The following is a 13042-nucleotide window of genomic DNA, read 5'->3' as shown; positions in this document are numbered from 1 at the left end:
CCAATGCTGGCTGGTTGAAGCCTTATATAGGTTCAGTCGCCTCCAACTGTGAGGGAAAAACGTGTCTTCTCCCACAACTATAACCCTAAAACCCATAGGCTACATAAAGACCCAAGCCATCGGCAGCCAAGTTAGAGACAAAACCCGAACCGCCGAAATCGTAATTGACCCCCAACTGCAACCCGCCCTCGACGGCATAACCGACTACTCCCACATTTACGTGCTGTTTTGGATGCACCAAATTCCCCAAGAAAAGACCCAAACGCTTCACGTGCACCCCCGAGGCAGAAGCGATTTGCCCTTGGTCGGCGTGTTCGCGGCAAGAACCAACCTCCATCCCAACTCAATCGGTCTCACGTTGGTGGAGCTGCTTAAAGTGGAGGGCAATGTTTTGACGGTGCGCGGATTAGACGCCTTCAACGACACACCTGTATTAGACATTAAACCCTACGACACATGGGAAAGGATAGACAAACCGAAACTGCCGCAGTGGTGGTTAAGGTTGGAGGAAGAAAAAACGAAAAAAGAGTAACTGCCTTACAAGTAGTTGTTTTTTTGGGCGGCAGCAAGAATTGCTGCTCTAAGCTCTTCGCCTTTGGGGTTGTTGCTTTTGAGTTTTGCCAGCTCCTCTGCGAAGTCGGCATCACCCACGGCGTTTCGAAGCCAATTCTCAAAATCGTCCCTGCCAACGTGGAACTCCAGTGAAGCAGCATCCACGGTTGGGATTACCTCAAGGAACTCTTGGATGCTTCCCGCCCAAACATTAAGTGGTTGACCCAATGCGACGTAGAACTGGAATTTGAGGTTTTCAGGCACTGGCTCGGAGGCTTTGAGGACTTTTTTCGCCTTCGCGGTCAGGGCGTAGCCTCCGCCGACTTTTCGGAGAAAGCCCTCTTTGGCGAGCTGCTGCATGTGCCCAACAATCTGGTTAGGGGTCAGGTCGGTTTTTTTGGCGAACTCTGTCATGTCCATGCGCCCCGTGATTTCGCTCATGAGCTTCAAAATTTTTGTTTCTTGTTCAATCAAGAAGTATCCCTCACACACTAGACTATTTCTGTGAAGGAACCTTAAAAGCATTAATGCCCCAAACTACTGCCACCAGAATGGTCTACGTACAGCAAAAAGGGCACTATTTAGTTTATAGAGGCTCTGCGCAGTATTCTTATAAGCAGCTTAAACCAGTGTTTTCTTATGTATTCAGGATTTGTTCTTTTCTGTGACCAGAAAACCTTTGGGCAATGCGTTAGCAGACGCCTCTACACGTGCACGGACACTCACAAAGGCGAAGTGGAAACCATCAAAAAGGGCTCGGTGCTCTTCATGTACAACCCCCAAAACCAATCGCTGGTAGGTCCCTTCACGGCGGCAAGCGAGGGCGCCACGCGAATTGAAACAGGCACCTGGCTAAGCGAAATTAACAGCCACTCCTTTTCAGGCAACATCAAACTCATCTGGGAAAACCTGCACATAATCAAAAACGCCAACGAAAAATTCCCCTTCCTGAAAAGCTCCGAAAAATGCGAGCTAACTTCCCTTCAGGTGCAGACGCTTCTGGAAGCACTCAAAACCGCAACCATCTACCAAGGTTAAGCCAAACAACGCGGCTTCTGTTTTCCGTAGCCCTCAGCATACTCCATACATGTAGCATGCGGGGGCGGTTAGAATTTTGGAAAGAACGGCGCGGGAATCACCACGTCCAGCAGTATGCCAAACAGGGTGCTTATGGCGGCGTACACAAGGATTGCCAGCAGGGCGATGGCTAACGAGCCCAGCCAGCCGGTGCCAAAGCTTATTTTGAAGACGCCCAACCAAGCGATGAACGCCAAAACCAACGCCACAATGTACGCGGTGGAACCAAGAATAGAGCTGAAGAGCAAATCCACAACCAGCAACGTGACCACGTACACTATGGGACCAAACACGGTGGCTATCATGGCATCGCCCAACGTAGATTGCCCGGAAGTGACGACTTTACCTGCTAAATAGACGGGAACGGAAACCAAGACCCACAGGATTATGAAGCCCATCAAGAAAAACAGCACATTCATAACCGTCAACTCGCCGATGACAGGAATAGAAGTCAAACTCCAAAACTCCTACACAAAAACCAACCACAAAACCCTATAAGAACATATCCACAACCACCCAAAAAGGCAGTCTCTGAAAAGAACGTCACTCAATGGACCAAAAACGAAAGGTTTACAAATTTTTAAGCTCCTTTTAAATATTGCTGATGAGGGTTCTGTTAACTTGTTGTGGGATTAGGGGTTCATGTTAATTATCGTGGGATACTGAATCTCTCGCTTTTACTCAAAACCAAAGATACGGATATTCTCAAAGGCTACCAGATTTACCACAACTATGTACGACCTCACTTATCTTTAGATGGAAAGACTCCAGCGGAAGCATGCGGAATAATCGTTGAAGGAAAGAACAAGTGGAAAACCATAATCCAAAACGCTTCTAAGTAAACCAATATTTTTTTATTCAGAATTTCCACTTTATTTTTGAAGGGTTATGTCAGATAATAGCGAAGTCATAAGACAAACAATTCTACGCCAACTAAGTTATGATTCCTGTTGTCGAATTCACATTCATCGTGAATGCTGTGTTGCATTAGGACTAAGCGTAGAACCATTATGTAACGAAAAAAATCAAAGAATCCGTATATGCAAAGACCTTACAGACAACCAATTTAACAAAGAATTTGATAAATTAATCAATGAAGGTTTTGTTCAGAAATTAACTGAAGCAAAGGGATACGCTTTCTATAGCTTGACAGAAGATGGAAAGAAATTAGTTGAAGACTCTTCGTGAGGGTTATGAGGCTCTTCTTGGGGGAAATGTTCATCCCACGACAGTTAACAGAGTTTCCCATCCCATGCTAAGTTAACAGAACCCTGATGAGGGTTCTTTCAAGTCTTCGGTTGATGAGTGAGTTTCGGGGTTTGCTGTCAAAAGTCGGTTGATAAACCAACATGAAAATTCTTGGGGTTTTTCCATGTCAAATTTCGGTTGATAAGCGCCGCAAAAAGATTCTTAAGGCAAATTGTAGAAATACTTGGCAATTGGGGATTATTATGAGTAATGAATGCCTAAAAGTTACTTCTGCGACTCCTCTTCAGGACTGGTATTTCCAAATTGAACATTATCGGGAGTATGCCATTAAATGCAAACAGTTTCTCGACAAAATCCCTGAACTAATAATCTACGAGTCCAGAGTGCATACTAAGCGCAATCATGTCTGTTGGTATTATGGTTTAAGGGATGAACGAGGAGAGAAAGTCTGCATAATTCTTCGTCCTGAGATTAGGAAGGATGACATTTGTTTTCAATTTCAATCTGCAAAAAATGTGCCTCAAGACCTGTTAAAATGTGGAGAAAAAGAAAATACAACAGGATGGCTCAACATCTTATACACCAATTACAGAGAAGTTGAATTGAAAGACATAACAGAAGGATACTTGCAGAAAGTTAGAGATAACTGGAATGAAGCCCAGAAACACTGCAAAAAAAGACGCCCCTGCACTTACTGTAAAAAGGCATAGTTTCAAATTACCTTATTTCTCGGTTCTTCTTACTAGCGTTCTGTATCAAAGTTTTCCACTTGTTCTCGCCTTCCACAGTTATTCCGCATGCTTCAGCGGGTGTTTTGCCGTTTAGACTTTCGTGTGTTCGTATGTAGTTGTGGAATAGTCTGTAGCCTTTGAGTATGTTTGTGCGTTTTAGTCCTTGGATGATTTTTTTTCTGTCACGGATTCACATATTCATTCACTTTACATCCTTTTGTTATATTGGGTCTTTGAGGGCGTGGCTCATGTTTTGATGCAACACCAGCAAATTTATTTAAGTAAAAGCATTAATCTCAATTTGTAAATTTATGAATTTCTAAATTTTGCAATGATTATTAAGCCACAGCATACAGGTTTTGGTTGGTGAAAAGCCGTGATTTGTGGAGGTGAAGTTCAGAAAGAAAAGGCATTTTTTGTTTTGGGCTATTCTGAGAAAGTGCCCAATGCAACAGGAGAAACGCGGACATATTTGCCGCCTATTAGCATCCAAATAGTAATTCATTGCAGAACCTATAGAGGGGAGGGTCGATACAGACAGAATCTGCGGTCAGAGCATCGGAACTGGGAAAGCGTAGAGAGGAAGGGGTCTACTCGAAACGTAGCCTACCCACCCAAAGCACCATGGGGGGTTTCTGTAAACGGATGCAAACAGAAACGGGAGTTTGGTGCCATAACTGTTAAATCTCCAGTAGCGGCTTGTTCCCACATTAAAAGTGTGCAGGTCAGGATTATCACGCAGGCAGATACAGTTATTGTCAGGTTTAGCGGCGAGACAGGCGTAAAAAGCGAATGGACCAAACGCATTTACCAAAAGCAACTCCTCGAAAACATCAAGTACACCCTCGAAGCCCAAGACCTTAAACCCGCCAAGCTCGTGCGCATGAGGGGCAGAATCTACATCCAAACCCCCAAAGCCGCACAAACCGCACAGGCGCTCACAAGGGTTTTTGGCATAAGCAGCCTCTCCCCAGCCAAACAAACCACCGCGGAAACCGCCGACATTACCCAAACCGCCCTCCAAGCCGCCGAAGAAGCCATCGAAGAGAACACGACGTTTGCGGTTCGTTGCCACCGCGTCGGAACCCACCCCTACACCAGCCAAGACATCTGCCGCATGCTCGGCGAACAAATCCTTAGCCACCTGCAGCAGAAAAACCCAAAAGTCAACCTCACCACCCCCCAAATCACCCTCACCGTGGAAATCCGCGAACAAGAAGCCTACGTCTACACCCAAACAATCCAAGCTTCAGGAGGCTTCCCCGTGGGCACCCAAGCTAAAACCGTGTGCCTGCTCAGCGGCGGAATCGACAGCCCAGTTGCCTGCTGGCTTACCCTCAAACGCGGCAGTCCCCCAACTCCCATCTACATCGACAACACCCCCTACACCGACGAGCACGCAAGGCAGAAAGCCATTGAAAACGCCCAACAACTCAGCCAGTGGAGCGCGGGAAAAATTCGTAAAATGTACATTGTGCCCAACGGTGAAAACATCAAAACTATACAGCAAAAAACCCCCGCAAAATTCACGTGCCTGCTCTGCAAGCGCCTCATGTACCGCATCGCCCAAGAAATCGCCCAAAAAGAAAACGCCCTAGGCATAGTCACTGGGGAGGCAGTGGGCGAGCAAGCCAGCCAAACCATGCACAACCTCTTTGTTATCGACCAAGCCGCAACGCAGATGCCCATCCACCGCCCCCTGCTCGGGTTTGATAAGCTGGAAACAGAAGCTTTAGCCAAAAAAATCGGCACCTACGAAATCTCCATCAAAAAAGAGCAAGGCTGCACCGCCGCGCCCTCCATGCCCTCAACACAGGCACGATTAAACATGGTTAAAGACGCGGAAGCAGCCTTAAACATCACCGAAATGGTGAAGGCGGCGTTGGCGGCGACGGTGGTTGTTGACCTCAAACGGGATTAATGTTTTCGTAGGTCAATGACGGTTGTTCCCGCAAACTTGTCAAAGTACCGAATGAAGCGGCGGTCGTTAAGCATCCACCCAAAGAACAAATCAAAGGGCAAAAGCACCTTCCCAAAATTACGCACCGCCGCATGGTCATAGGAAAGTTTTCGGCCATCAGTCTGCACCACTTTTAACCCGAACAGGCTTTTTCCAATGCTCTGCCCGTTAAAGCCCTCCAGAAGCGTTGAGTAAACCCACAAAATCCCCAAAGCCACAAACAACACATTCACGGTAACAACAAACCAGTTCGCAGTAACCATCGAGATGAAGGCTTCAAGCAAAAACAGCAGAGCAAGCGCAAACATAATCGAGAAATCCACCAAAAAAGCAAAGGACCGCTTCGCAAACGACGCCAAAGGCAACGAAGACGCCTTCCGGTCCACATCGGCAACTTCAGCCCACGACTCCACATCACGGATGACGCGCACGGCATCTTCGCCTGCTCTACTAAGCGTGTATTTTCCGTTTTCGGTCTGCTCAAGAAAGGGCTGCAAACTGCGAATGTGAAAACTCAGCTTGCCGGTGTCCACGTTTAGGGCGTTCATGAGGTCAGTGAAGCTGCTTTCGCCTTTGTCACGTAGAATTAGAAGAATCTCTCGGCGAATTCGGTGTGACAACACTGAAAGGACTTTTGTGACGTTTTCTTGGTCTACTGACATGCCCAAAACCTAACTGGATAACTCTGGGTAAGGTTCAATTAACGTGCAGCCGGTACCTAATAAGGTTAGGGTCACAAACCAGAATATAAGCAAACCCCCAAACCGACCAAAATCTATTCTTATAAGCATAGAAACATATCTTTCAAGTATGTCGTCTGCGGAAGTTGCCGTAAGCATATTTCGAAACCTCACGCCAGAGGACCTGCGAACCCTGCAGCTCATCGAGACAGGCATGAGTAAACGTGAATACGTTCCGCCTGGACAAATCCAGAAATATGCCAAGGTGCCCATGGACCGCATCGACTATGAACTGGACCGACTAGACAAGCTTGGCTTAATTTACCGAATGCAAGGCGGATACGTCGGCTACACCATTAACTACTCAGCATACGACTGCTTAGCCATCAACGCAATGGTCAAAGCACAAGTGCTCCAAGCGTTTGGCAAACCGCTGGGCGTAGGCAAAGAAGCGGATGTTTTTGATGCGTTAACCCCCCAAGGAACACGTGTCGCGGTAAAGTTTCACAGGTTGGGCAGGATAAGTTTTCGGCAAACCAGACGCAAACGAGGATACATGCTTGACCGTGCGGGCTGGCTGTTTCAGAGCCGTTTGGCAGCAGAAAAAGAGTTTGAAGCCCTAAACCTTGTTCACCGATACCAAGTTGCGGTGCCCGAGCCTATTTATCAGAACAGGCATACAATTGTTATGGGCGTCATTGAAGGGGGCGAATTGAGTAAATGGCGAAAAATTGAAGATGCAGCGGCAGTTTTGAGGGAGATTCTGTTCAATGTGCGGCGTGCGTTTTTGGATGCGGGTGTGGTTCATGGCGACTTAAGTGAATACAACATCATTTTGAAGCCAGATATGCACGTGTTGATTATTGATTGGCCACAGTTTGTTTTGAGAACGCATCCAAATGCGCAGGAAAAGCTGGATCGAGATGTTAAAAATGTGCTGGATTTTTTTGCCCGCAGATTCAGGCTCAAAGTCGGCTTAAAAGGTGCAGTTGAGTTTGTATTGGGAGAAACTGAGGCGTTGGAGTTTTAGGCGCCTTAGTGTCTGCCTTCGAGGACGATGTAGAGGACGTTGTTTCCGCGTAGCAACACGTTGCCGTAGTTGGTGAGCATTTGTTCATCTTTGTATTCGGTTGCGCCTTCCAGCAGGATGTTCATGTGGCCGTCAACTTTTATCATTTTGCCTTTGTATTCACAGCCGTTCTTTAGGACAACTTCAATGTTACCGTTGAGCTGCTTGATGAGGACGTTTAGGGGTTTTTTGCTTGGTTCCATCATGGCACCGTGATCAAATGAATTGGGATGCATACCTTTCACAACCCAACACGACCTATAAAAGTTTTATGAAGAGGGAAGTGAAGTTTGTGCAAACTTGACCATTCCTAATCGTTAGCATACACGAAACGCAGCAGTGTAGAGTCCAAAGGAGAAGCAGTTACGGCTCTTTTCGACTAGACCCGTTTACAAATAGAAACTTGAGTAGGGAAAGCTGGCAGGCTGCCCAGTTTGGGACAGCGATGTTTTATGTGAAGGGGGTTAGGGGTAGTTTCTTGGTTGCCAAGGTTTTGGAGCAAGCTGTTTTAGTCGGTTTTTTATCTCTTTTTTGACGGCGGGGTCAGTCTCTTTTTGTAAGGCGTCGTTTAGAAGCTTTTTTGCGACTTCTATGCGTTGTTCCTTAAACGTTTTGGAGAAGACGCTTGAATCGGCATTTGCGGGGCTCATGTGTTGTGGCAGAATGCAAACAAAGTTTGCGGGGTACACTTTATCGCGGTCTTGATCCACAATGGCGAAGCGGAGGACTTTTTTGGCTGTGTAATCTTTTGTAGGTTTTACTTTTAAGATGCATAATTGAGGATTCATACTCCTTCCTCGACCTAGTTTATCGATATTGGCGGTTATGCCTTAAAACAATATGTGATTGCCACAAAGCAACAACAAAAAACAAGGTTTTGGTTAGTGATTTTTGGTGGAAAGAAAGCCCTGTTAAAAAACAGAAAAATCAATTTTAAGCAAAAGGAGGCTACATTACGTCAAAAATAAAAAATGGCACAAAGTAAACTATTCAAAAGGTGTGAAGGTTACAGTCGCGCTCGGCTACTCGTACCTCACAAGATAAAGGGGTTTATTGGCTTCCTTACGCCTCTCTTCTATGGATACATGTTCGAGGGAAATTTTTTGGATAACTCCCTTCAAATCTTCGGACGTGTCCTTTCGTATGAATAGGATATCTAATTCATTGTTGGTTAAGGGCCGTCTTACGCGGCGAATTTCTGACTGCATACTATTTTCCTCCTCGTGGAGACTGAAAACAAGAATGCTGCAGACAACTATTAAGAATATGTGGCTACAAGGGGCAACAACAATTCACGCTTAAAAAACAGAACAAACAAAAAATTGTTCTATAAATGATAATAAACAATGCAAAAAAAGATTCAAAACAAAAAATGAAGGAGGGTTTATGGACCCTTCTTGGTCACTTCTTTGATTACGCCTGCGGCGACTGTTGTGCCCATGTCTCTGACGGCGAAGCGTCCGAGTTCAGGGAATTCTAGGTAGGTTTCGACAGCGATAGGGTGAAGCGGTTCCATGCGGACCCATGCGGCGTCACCAGTCTTGATGAAGCTTGGATGCTCTTCGGTGACTTGTCCAGTGCGTGGGTCAATCTTTTTCAGCAGTTCGGTGAAGCGGCAAGCAATTTGTCCAGTGTGGTAGTGCAAAACAGGTGTGTAGCCGGCTGCGATTGCAGTTGGATGGTAGATAACGATGATTTGTCCGATGAATTCTTTTGCGACTGTTGGGGGAGCAGATACTGCACCTGCAACGTCTCCGCGGTGAACTTCGTTCTTTGCGATGCCTCTGACGCTCATGCCGATGTTGTCGCCTGGTTCAGCCGTGGGTATTGAAGAGTGGTGCATTTCGATGGATTTTACTTCAGCGGTCTTGTTGCTTGGCATGAAGATGAGTTTGTCGCCTGCTTTAAGGACACCAGTTTCAACTCTGCCGACTGGAACGGTGCCGATGCCTGTGATTGTGTAGACGTCCTGAATTGGAATACGCAAGGGTTTGTTTGTTGGTTTAGCGGGTGTTTCGAGCATGTCTAATGCTTCAATAAGGGTTGGACCAGTGTACCAGGGCATCTTGTCGCTTCTATTGACGAGGTTTTCGCCAGTCCAGCCTGAAACTGGAACAAAGTTTACTTTGTCAACCTTGAAGCCGACCATTCGTAACATGCGGCTAACTTCGTTCTTGATTTCGTCATATCGCTCTTTGCTGTAGTTAACAGATATGTCATCCATCTTGTTAACTGCGACTATTGCTTGACGAATACCCAAAGTGAAAGCCAAGAAAGCGTGTTCACGTGTTTGGCCGCCTGGACCAATGCCTGCTTCAAATTCGCCTTTCTTAGCAGAGCAGAAAAGTACACAAGCATCTGCTTGGCTTGCACCTGTAATCATGTTCTTTACGAAGTCTCTGTGTCCAGGGGCATCAATAACGGTGTAGTTGTATTTTTTAGTTTGGAACTGTAGAAATCGAAGGTCAATGGTGACACCTCGTTCGCGTTCTTCTTTGAGGTTGTCCAACACCCATGCAAATTTGAAGGTGCCTTTACCCATTTTATCTGCTTCTTCTTGGTAAGCTTTGATTGTTCTTTCATCAATTGCTCCTGCATCGTAGAGCAGGTGGCCGGTTGTGGTGGATTTTCCGTGGTCAACGTGCCCCATGATGATGAGGTTAATGTGGGGTTTCTCGCTTTTGCTCATCTTTACATTCCTCTACTTTTGAGTTTCCTTAAATTTTAGTGATTTCGTTAACACATCAGTCCTCCAATTATTTTAAGTTTATTATACCGCCTAACCTTTACAACACAAGCAACAAAACCGTTTACTAAAACAAAAAACACCTATAAATCCGATAGAGAATAACCAAAAAATGACAGAAAACTCCTCCTCACAGGATGCACGGGTTTTTGATGGCTGGTTTGCTTAAATAGGGTTAGCAACTTTGATTATTTGGTGTTATTGTTGTCAACAGATTTAAAGGCAGAACTAGACATGATTGCTCAAGAAAACTTTAGAAAGGAAAAAGAGCAGCTTGAAGAGGATCTGCCGCGAATAAAGGGGCTACTTTTGAAGATTTCTGAACTGGAGCAATTGGAAGTTTTAGTCTGGATGGAAGGAACTCGGCAAGCAGACGCGAACAGGGACCAGAAAAACTTGGGTTTTCTTAAAAGATCTAATCTGGTGAAGTCAAAAATTAAGTATACCCACCGTAACACGTACCGCGTGTACAAGCTCACTGTAAAGGGAGCGGAACTTGCCGAAAAACTAGCCGCCGAATCTGGAAGGATGAACTAAACAGCGGGTTTTTTGGGTGATTAAATCAACATTGGCTCCTGACGCTGGTTATCTGAGGGAAAATTTTTACTGATAGATTAGAAATTGTATTTAAGCTGAAAATATACTACTCTAACGGAAACATTATGCCTACTAACTTGCCTCCCGAAGCAAAAGACAAATGGGCTGAAGTAGAAGCCACCAATGACCCAAAACTGAAGCTGAAGAAATACCAAGAGTTTTTAGCGGCAGTTCCCCAGCATAAAGGCACACTAAAGCTTCGAGGACAAGTAAAAAAGAAAATGGCAGTAATCCGTCAGGATTTAGACGACAAGAAAGCTAAACGCGTTGGCTTAAGAAGCGGCGGACCCAAATTTTTCATTGAAAAAGGAGGCTCCGCACAGATTGCATTGCTGGGCATGACTAATGTGGGTAAAAGCAGCCTGTTAGCCGCCGTGACAAATGCTAAAGTTGAAGTTTCGCCTGTTCCATATACTTCACGTGACCCTGTTCCCAGCATCATGAACTACAAAGATATTCAGCTGCAGATTTTGGAAACTCCGGCGATTACTGAAGGTTCAGCTGATGGAAAACTTTGGGGAACTCAAACTATCTCTTCGGCTCGTAACGCTGATGGCTTAATCTTGATGGTTGACCTCAGTAGTGACCCTGTGTGGCAGCTTCAGTTGCTTTTGGGAGAACTAGAGAAAGCTCGTATAGCTACCACCAAGCCTAAAGGTAAAGTGGAAATTGACCGAAAACACACAGGCACCGCCCTGCGGATTGTTCTTGTAGGCAAGCTGTTGGACTGTAACATGAAGGAAGTGGAGGAGCTGCTTCGAAGCTACCGCATAAACGACGCGATTGTTAAGATAAGCGGTGAAGTCAGCTTTGAAGACATCGAAGAAACCATCTTCCAAACATCCATGTTCAAGCAAACATTGGTTGTTGCAAACAAGCTGGATATGCCCGGTGCCAAAGCCAATCTTCAGCGGCTGACGCAGTTTGTGAACGGCAAACTCCCGATTATCGCCATCTCTTGCCAACAAAAACTGGGCATGGATAAGCTGGGAGACGCCATCTTTGACACAATGGAAATCATACGCATCTACACCAAGGAACCAAGCAAACGTGAACCCAGCAACAAACCCTTCACGCTAACAAAAGGAGCCACCCTGCAGGATTTAGCTAAAAGCATTCATGGGGAATTTGTGCACAACTTCGCATACGCCAGAGTTTGGGCAAAAAGGCTGGTTTTTAGCCCACAAAAAGTTGGGTTAACGTTTGCGTTAGAAGACGGCGACATCGTAGAAATCCACACTAAATAACAAGTTCTTGCAAGAAAAAGGAAAGAAGAAAAGAAACGCGTTTATCTGCTGCTTTGAGCTACGCGTTCAATTTCGTGCCGTTTAGCTACGCCTGCGCTCTTTATGTCGTTGTTTGCGGCAAGCACAAGCTCATCAGCTAAGCATTCCTCAATGGATTTTGGCGTGTTAATTGAGGCTGCTCTTGCGCCTGCGGTGATGTGGCGGACTGCCAAGTCGACGCGGCGTTGGGGTGCAACATCCACGGATAAGTGGTAGACAACTCCACCGTAGCTGATGCGTGTGGTGTCCTCGCAGGGGGCACTGTTTTCAACAGCGCGCACCAGTACCTCCACGGGGTTTTTGCCTGTGCGGAGGTTGATGATTTCAAAGGCTTGCTTGACAATGTTTGTGCATTTGGCTTTTTTACCGCTGTTTTTGCCGGGGCGCATAAGGTTGTTGATGACCCGTTCAACGACGTTCACGTTTGCCTTGCGGAAACGTTGGTGTTCATGTCTACCCATGCTGTGGGGGGCAACCATCGGGGTTAAATTCATGTAACGTGCCAAGCCGAGGTCGTTAACTTTGATTTCTTTAAAGCTCCATTTCTCGAAAAGTTTGATGTCTGCTGGAGCGGCAGGTGCGGCTGGGGTGGTTGTTGTTGTGCTCATCATGCTCACCTTGCGGGTTTCTGTTTCCTTCCGTAGACAAGCTCGTTAAGAGATACGCCGTTAACCATAACGACCTTCCACCGAACACCAGGAATGTCTCCCATGGCGCCTCCGCGGGTGCCGCCGATGCCTTCTACGACGACTTCGTCGTGTTCATCAACAACGTTAAGGGCGCCGTCGCCGGGCAGAAAGGCGCTGATGACTCTTCCGTTTTTAATTAATTGTGTCCTTACGCATTTGCGTACGGCACTGTTAGGCTGCTTGGATTCGACGCCTACTTTCTCCAGAACGATACCCCTAGATTGAGGTGCACCTTGCATGGGGTCAACTTTCTCGTCTAGCATAAGCATGCGTCGGTTATAGTATCTGTCGCTCCAACGGAAGTCTTTCCGTTTGTTCTGGAGCTTTCGAGCTGCGAACTCGCCTCGTGGTGACTTTGAACCCATTCGATTATCCTCTTGCACAGTTAGAATTCCAACACTTATATTTAAACAGCACTAAAGAAACAACAAAGTTGCCGTGTTTGT

General features: G+C 46.1%; 17 protein-coding genes. 9 read left to right on the top strand and 8 right to left on the bottom strand.

Features of this window, described 5'->3' with window-relative positions; all coding sequences use genetic code 11:
• The first annotated feature begins 61 nt into the window (after positions 1-61).
• Positions 62-532, top strand: a complete 471-nt coding sequence (tsaA, locus tag ACBZ72_02510) for a tRNA (N6-threonylcarbamoyladenosine(37)-N6)-methyltransferase TrmO (protein XES77762.1) — start codon at positions 62-64, stop codon at positions 530-532.
• 5 nt (positions 533-537) lie between these two features.
• Here the strand turns inward: tsaA and ACBZ72_02505 are convergent, their stop codons facing one another.
• Positions 538-1026 carry a DUF5752 family protein gene (locus ACBZ72_02505; protein XES77761.1) on the bottom strand — a complete coding sequence of 163 codons (489 nt, stop codon included), beginning with the start codon at positions 1024-1026 and terminating at the stop codon, positions 538-540.
• Between the two features lie 165 nt (positions 1027-1191).
• Here ACBZ72_02505 and ACBZ72_02500 point away from each other — a divergent pair, with 165 nt between their 5' ends.
• Positions 1192-1590: a hypothetical protein gene (locus ACBZ72_02500; GenBank protein XES77760.1), complete on the top strand. Its 399-nt coding sequence runs from the start codon at positions 1192-1194 to the stop codon at positions 1588-1590.
• Positions 1591-1658: 68 nt separating this feature from the next.
• On the opposite strand, the gene ACBZ72_02495 is transcribed toward ACBZ72_02500, so the two are convergent.
• Positions 1659-2084, bottom strand: coding sequence for a hypothetical protein (locus tag ACBZ72_02495; protein ID XES77759.1), 426 nt, complete (start codon positions 2082-2084; stop codon positions 1659-1661).
• A gap of 171 nt (positions 2085-2255) precedes the next feature.
• On the opposite strand from ACBZ72_02495, the gene ACBZ72_02490 reads away from it, so the two are divergent.
• The 4 genes from ACBZ72_02490 to thiI all read left to right on the top strand — a co-directional run bounded on the left by ACBZ72_02490 (position 2256) and on the right by thiI (position 5490).
• Complete coding sequence (locus ACBZ72_02490) at positions 2256-2471, top strand: hypothetical protein (GenBank protein ID XES77758.1); 216 nt, start codon at positions 2256-2258, stop codon at positions 2469-2471.
• 46 nt (positions 2472-2517) lie between these two features.
• Complete coding sequence (locus ACBZ72_02485; protein XES77757.1) at positions 2518-2817, top strand: archaellum operon transcriptional activator EarA family protein; 300 nt, start codon at positions 2518-2520, stop codon at positions 2815-2817.
• Between the two features lie 263 nt (positions 2818-3080).
• A complete protein-coding gene (locus ACBZ72_02480; GenBank protein ID XES77756.1) occupies positions 3081-3548 on the top strand; it encodes a hypothetical protein in 468 nt (155 codons plus the stop codon).
• A 397-nt stretch (positions 3549-3945) separates the two neighbouring features.
• Complete coding sequence (gene thiI / locus ACBZ72_02475) at positions 3946-5490, top strand: tRNA uracil 4-sulfurtransferase ThiI (GenBank protein XES77755.1); 1545 nt, start codon at positions 3946-3948, stop codon at positions 5488-5490.
• Here the strand turns inward: thiI and ACBZ72_02470 are convergent.
• Positions 5487-6191, bottom strand: coding sequence for an RDD family protein (locus ACBZ72_02470; protein ID XES77754.1), 705 nt, complete (start codon positions 6189-6191; stop codon positions 5487-5489). The genes thiI and ACBZ72_02470 overlap by 4 nt on opposite strands.
• A 148-nt stretch (positions 6192-6339) precedes the next feature.
• Here ACBZ72_02470 and ACBZ72_02465 point away from each other — a divergent pair, with 148 nt between their 5' ends.
• Entirely contained in the window at positions 6340-7239 is a 900-nt protein-coding gene (locus tag ACBZ72_02465) for a serine/threonine-protein kinase RIO2 (protein XES77753.1), read from the top strand.
• 5 nt (positions 7240-7244) lie between these two features.
• Here ACBZ72_02465 and ACBZ72_02460 read toward each other — a convergent pair whose 3' ends face one another.
• The 3 genes from ACBZ72_02460 to tuf all read right to left on the bottom strand — a co-directional run bounded on the left by ACBZ72_02460 (position 7245) and on the right by tuf (position 9967).
• A complete protein-coding gene (locus ACBZ72_02460) occupies positions 7245-7514 on the bottom strand; it encodes an LSM domain-containing protein (protein ID XES77752.1) in 270 nt (89 codons plus the stop codon).
• Positions 7515-7742: 228 nt separating this feature from the next.
• Positions 7743-8066, bottom strand: coding sequence for a hypothetical protein (locus tag ACBZ72_02455; GenBank protein XES77751.1), 324 nt, complete (start codon positions 8064-8066; stop codon positions 7743-7745).
• A gap of 596 nt (positions 8067-8662) precedes the next feature.
• On the bottom strand, positions 8663-9967 hold the full coding sequence (gene tuf / locus ACBZ72_02450; GenBank protein XES77750.1) for a translation elongation factor EF-1 subunit alpha: 1305 nt from the start codon (positions 9965-9967) through the stop codon (positions 8663-8665).
• 291 nt (positions 9968-10258) lie between these two features.
• Between tuf and ACBZ72_02445 the strand changes: the two genes are divergently transcribed.
• Both ACBZ72_02445 and ACBZ72_02440 read left to right on the top strand, forming a co-directional pair.
• Positions 10259-10561 carry a hypothetical protein gene (locus ACBZ72_02445; GenBank protein ID XES77749.1) on the top strand — a complete coding sequence of 101 codons (303 nt, stop codon included), beginning with the start codon at positions 10259-10261 and terminating at the stop codon, positions 10559-10561.
• A gap of 125 nt (positions 10562-10686) precedes the next feature.
• Entirely contained in the window at positions 10687-11868 is a 1182-nt protein-coding gene (locus ACBZ72_02440) for a GTPase (protein ID XES77748.1), read from the top strand.
• A gap of 41 nt (positions 11869-11909) precedes the next feature.
• Here the strand turns inward: ACBZ72_02440 and ACBZ72_02435 are convergent, their stop codons facing one another.
• Together ACBZ72_02435 and ACBZ72_02430 are read right to left on the bottom strand one after the other, a co-directional pair.
• Positions 11910-12515 carry a 30S ribosomal protein S7 gene (locus ACBZ72_02435; GenBank protein ID XES77747.1) on the bottom strand — a complete coding sequence of 202 codons (606 nt, stop codon included), beginning with the start codon at positions 12513-12515 and terminating at the stop codon, positions 11910-11912.
• A 5-nt stretch (positions 12516-12520) separates the two neighbouring features.
• The gene (locus ACBZ72_02430; protein XES77746.1) at positions 12521-12961 is read right to left on the bottom strand and encodes a 30S ribosomal protein S12; all 441 of its coding nucleotides are present in this window, start codon (positions 12959-12961) and stop codon (positions 12521-12523) included.
• Positions 12962-13042 lie beyond the last annotated feature (81 nt).

This window comes from Candidatus Bathyarchaeia archaeon (assembly GCA_041447175.1).
Lineage (GTDB): Archaea > Thermoproteota > Bathyarchaeia > Bathyarchaeales > Bathycorpusculaceae > JADGNF01.
Note: the sequence above shows the minus strand (reverse complement) of the source record. Positions and strands in the feature narration are given on the sequence as shown.

Coding starts and splice junctions, on each gene's coding strand:
- ACBZ72_02440 (XES77748.1), top strand. CDS start 10,687: ATGCCTACTAACTTGCCTCCCGAAGCAAAAGACAAATGGGCTGAAGTA.
- ACBZ72_02460 (XES77752.1), bottom strand. CDS start 7,514: ATGCATCCCAATTCATTTGATCACGGTGCCATGATGGAACCAAGCAAA.
- ACBZ72_02480 (XES77756.1), top strand. CDS start 3,081: ATGAGTAATGAATGCCTAAAAGTTACTTCTGCGACTCCTCTTCAGGAC.
- ACBZ72_02485 (XES77757.1), top strand. CDS start 2,518: ATGTCAGATAATAGCGAAGTCATAAGACAAACAATTCTACGCCAACTA.
- ACBZ72_02470 (XES77754.1), bottom strand. CDS start 6,191: ATGTCAGTAGACCAAGAAAACGTCACAAAAGTCCTTTCAGTGTTGTCA.
- ACBZ72_02465 (XES77753.1), top strand. CDS start 6,340: ATGTCGTCTGCGGAAGTTGCCGTAAGCATATTTCGAAACCTCACGCCA.
- ACBZ72_02500 (XES77760.1), top strand. CDS start 1,192: ATGTATTCAGGATTTGTTCTTTTCTGTGACCAGAAAACCTTTGGGCAA.
- tuf (XES77750.1), bottom strand. CDS start 9,967: ATGAGCAAAAGCGAGAAACCCCACATTAACCTCATCATCATGGGGCAC.
- ACBZ72_02445 (XES77749.1), top strand. CDS start 10,259: ATGATTGCTCAAGAAAACTTTAGAAAGGAAAAAGAGCAGCTTGAAGAG.
- ACBZ72_02430 (XES77746.1), bottom strand. CDS start 12,961: ATGGGTTCAAAGTCACCACGAGGCGAGTTCGCAGCTCGAAAGCTCCAG.
- ACBZ72_02435 (XES77747.1), bottom strand. CDS start 12,515: ATGAGCACAACAACAACCACCCCAGCCGCACCTGCCGCTCCAGCAGAC.
- ACBZ72_02455 (XES77751.1), bottom strand. CDS start 8,066: ATGAATCCTCAATTATGCATCTTAAAAGTAAAACCTACAAAAGATTAC.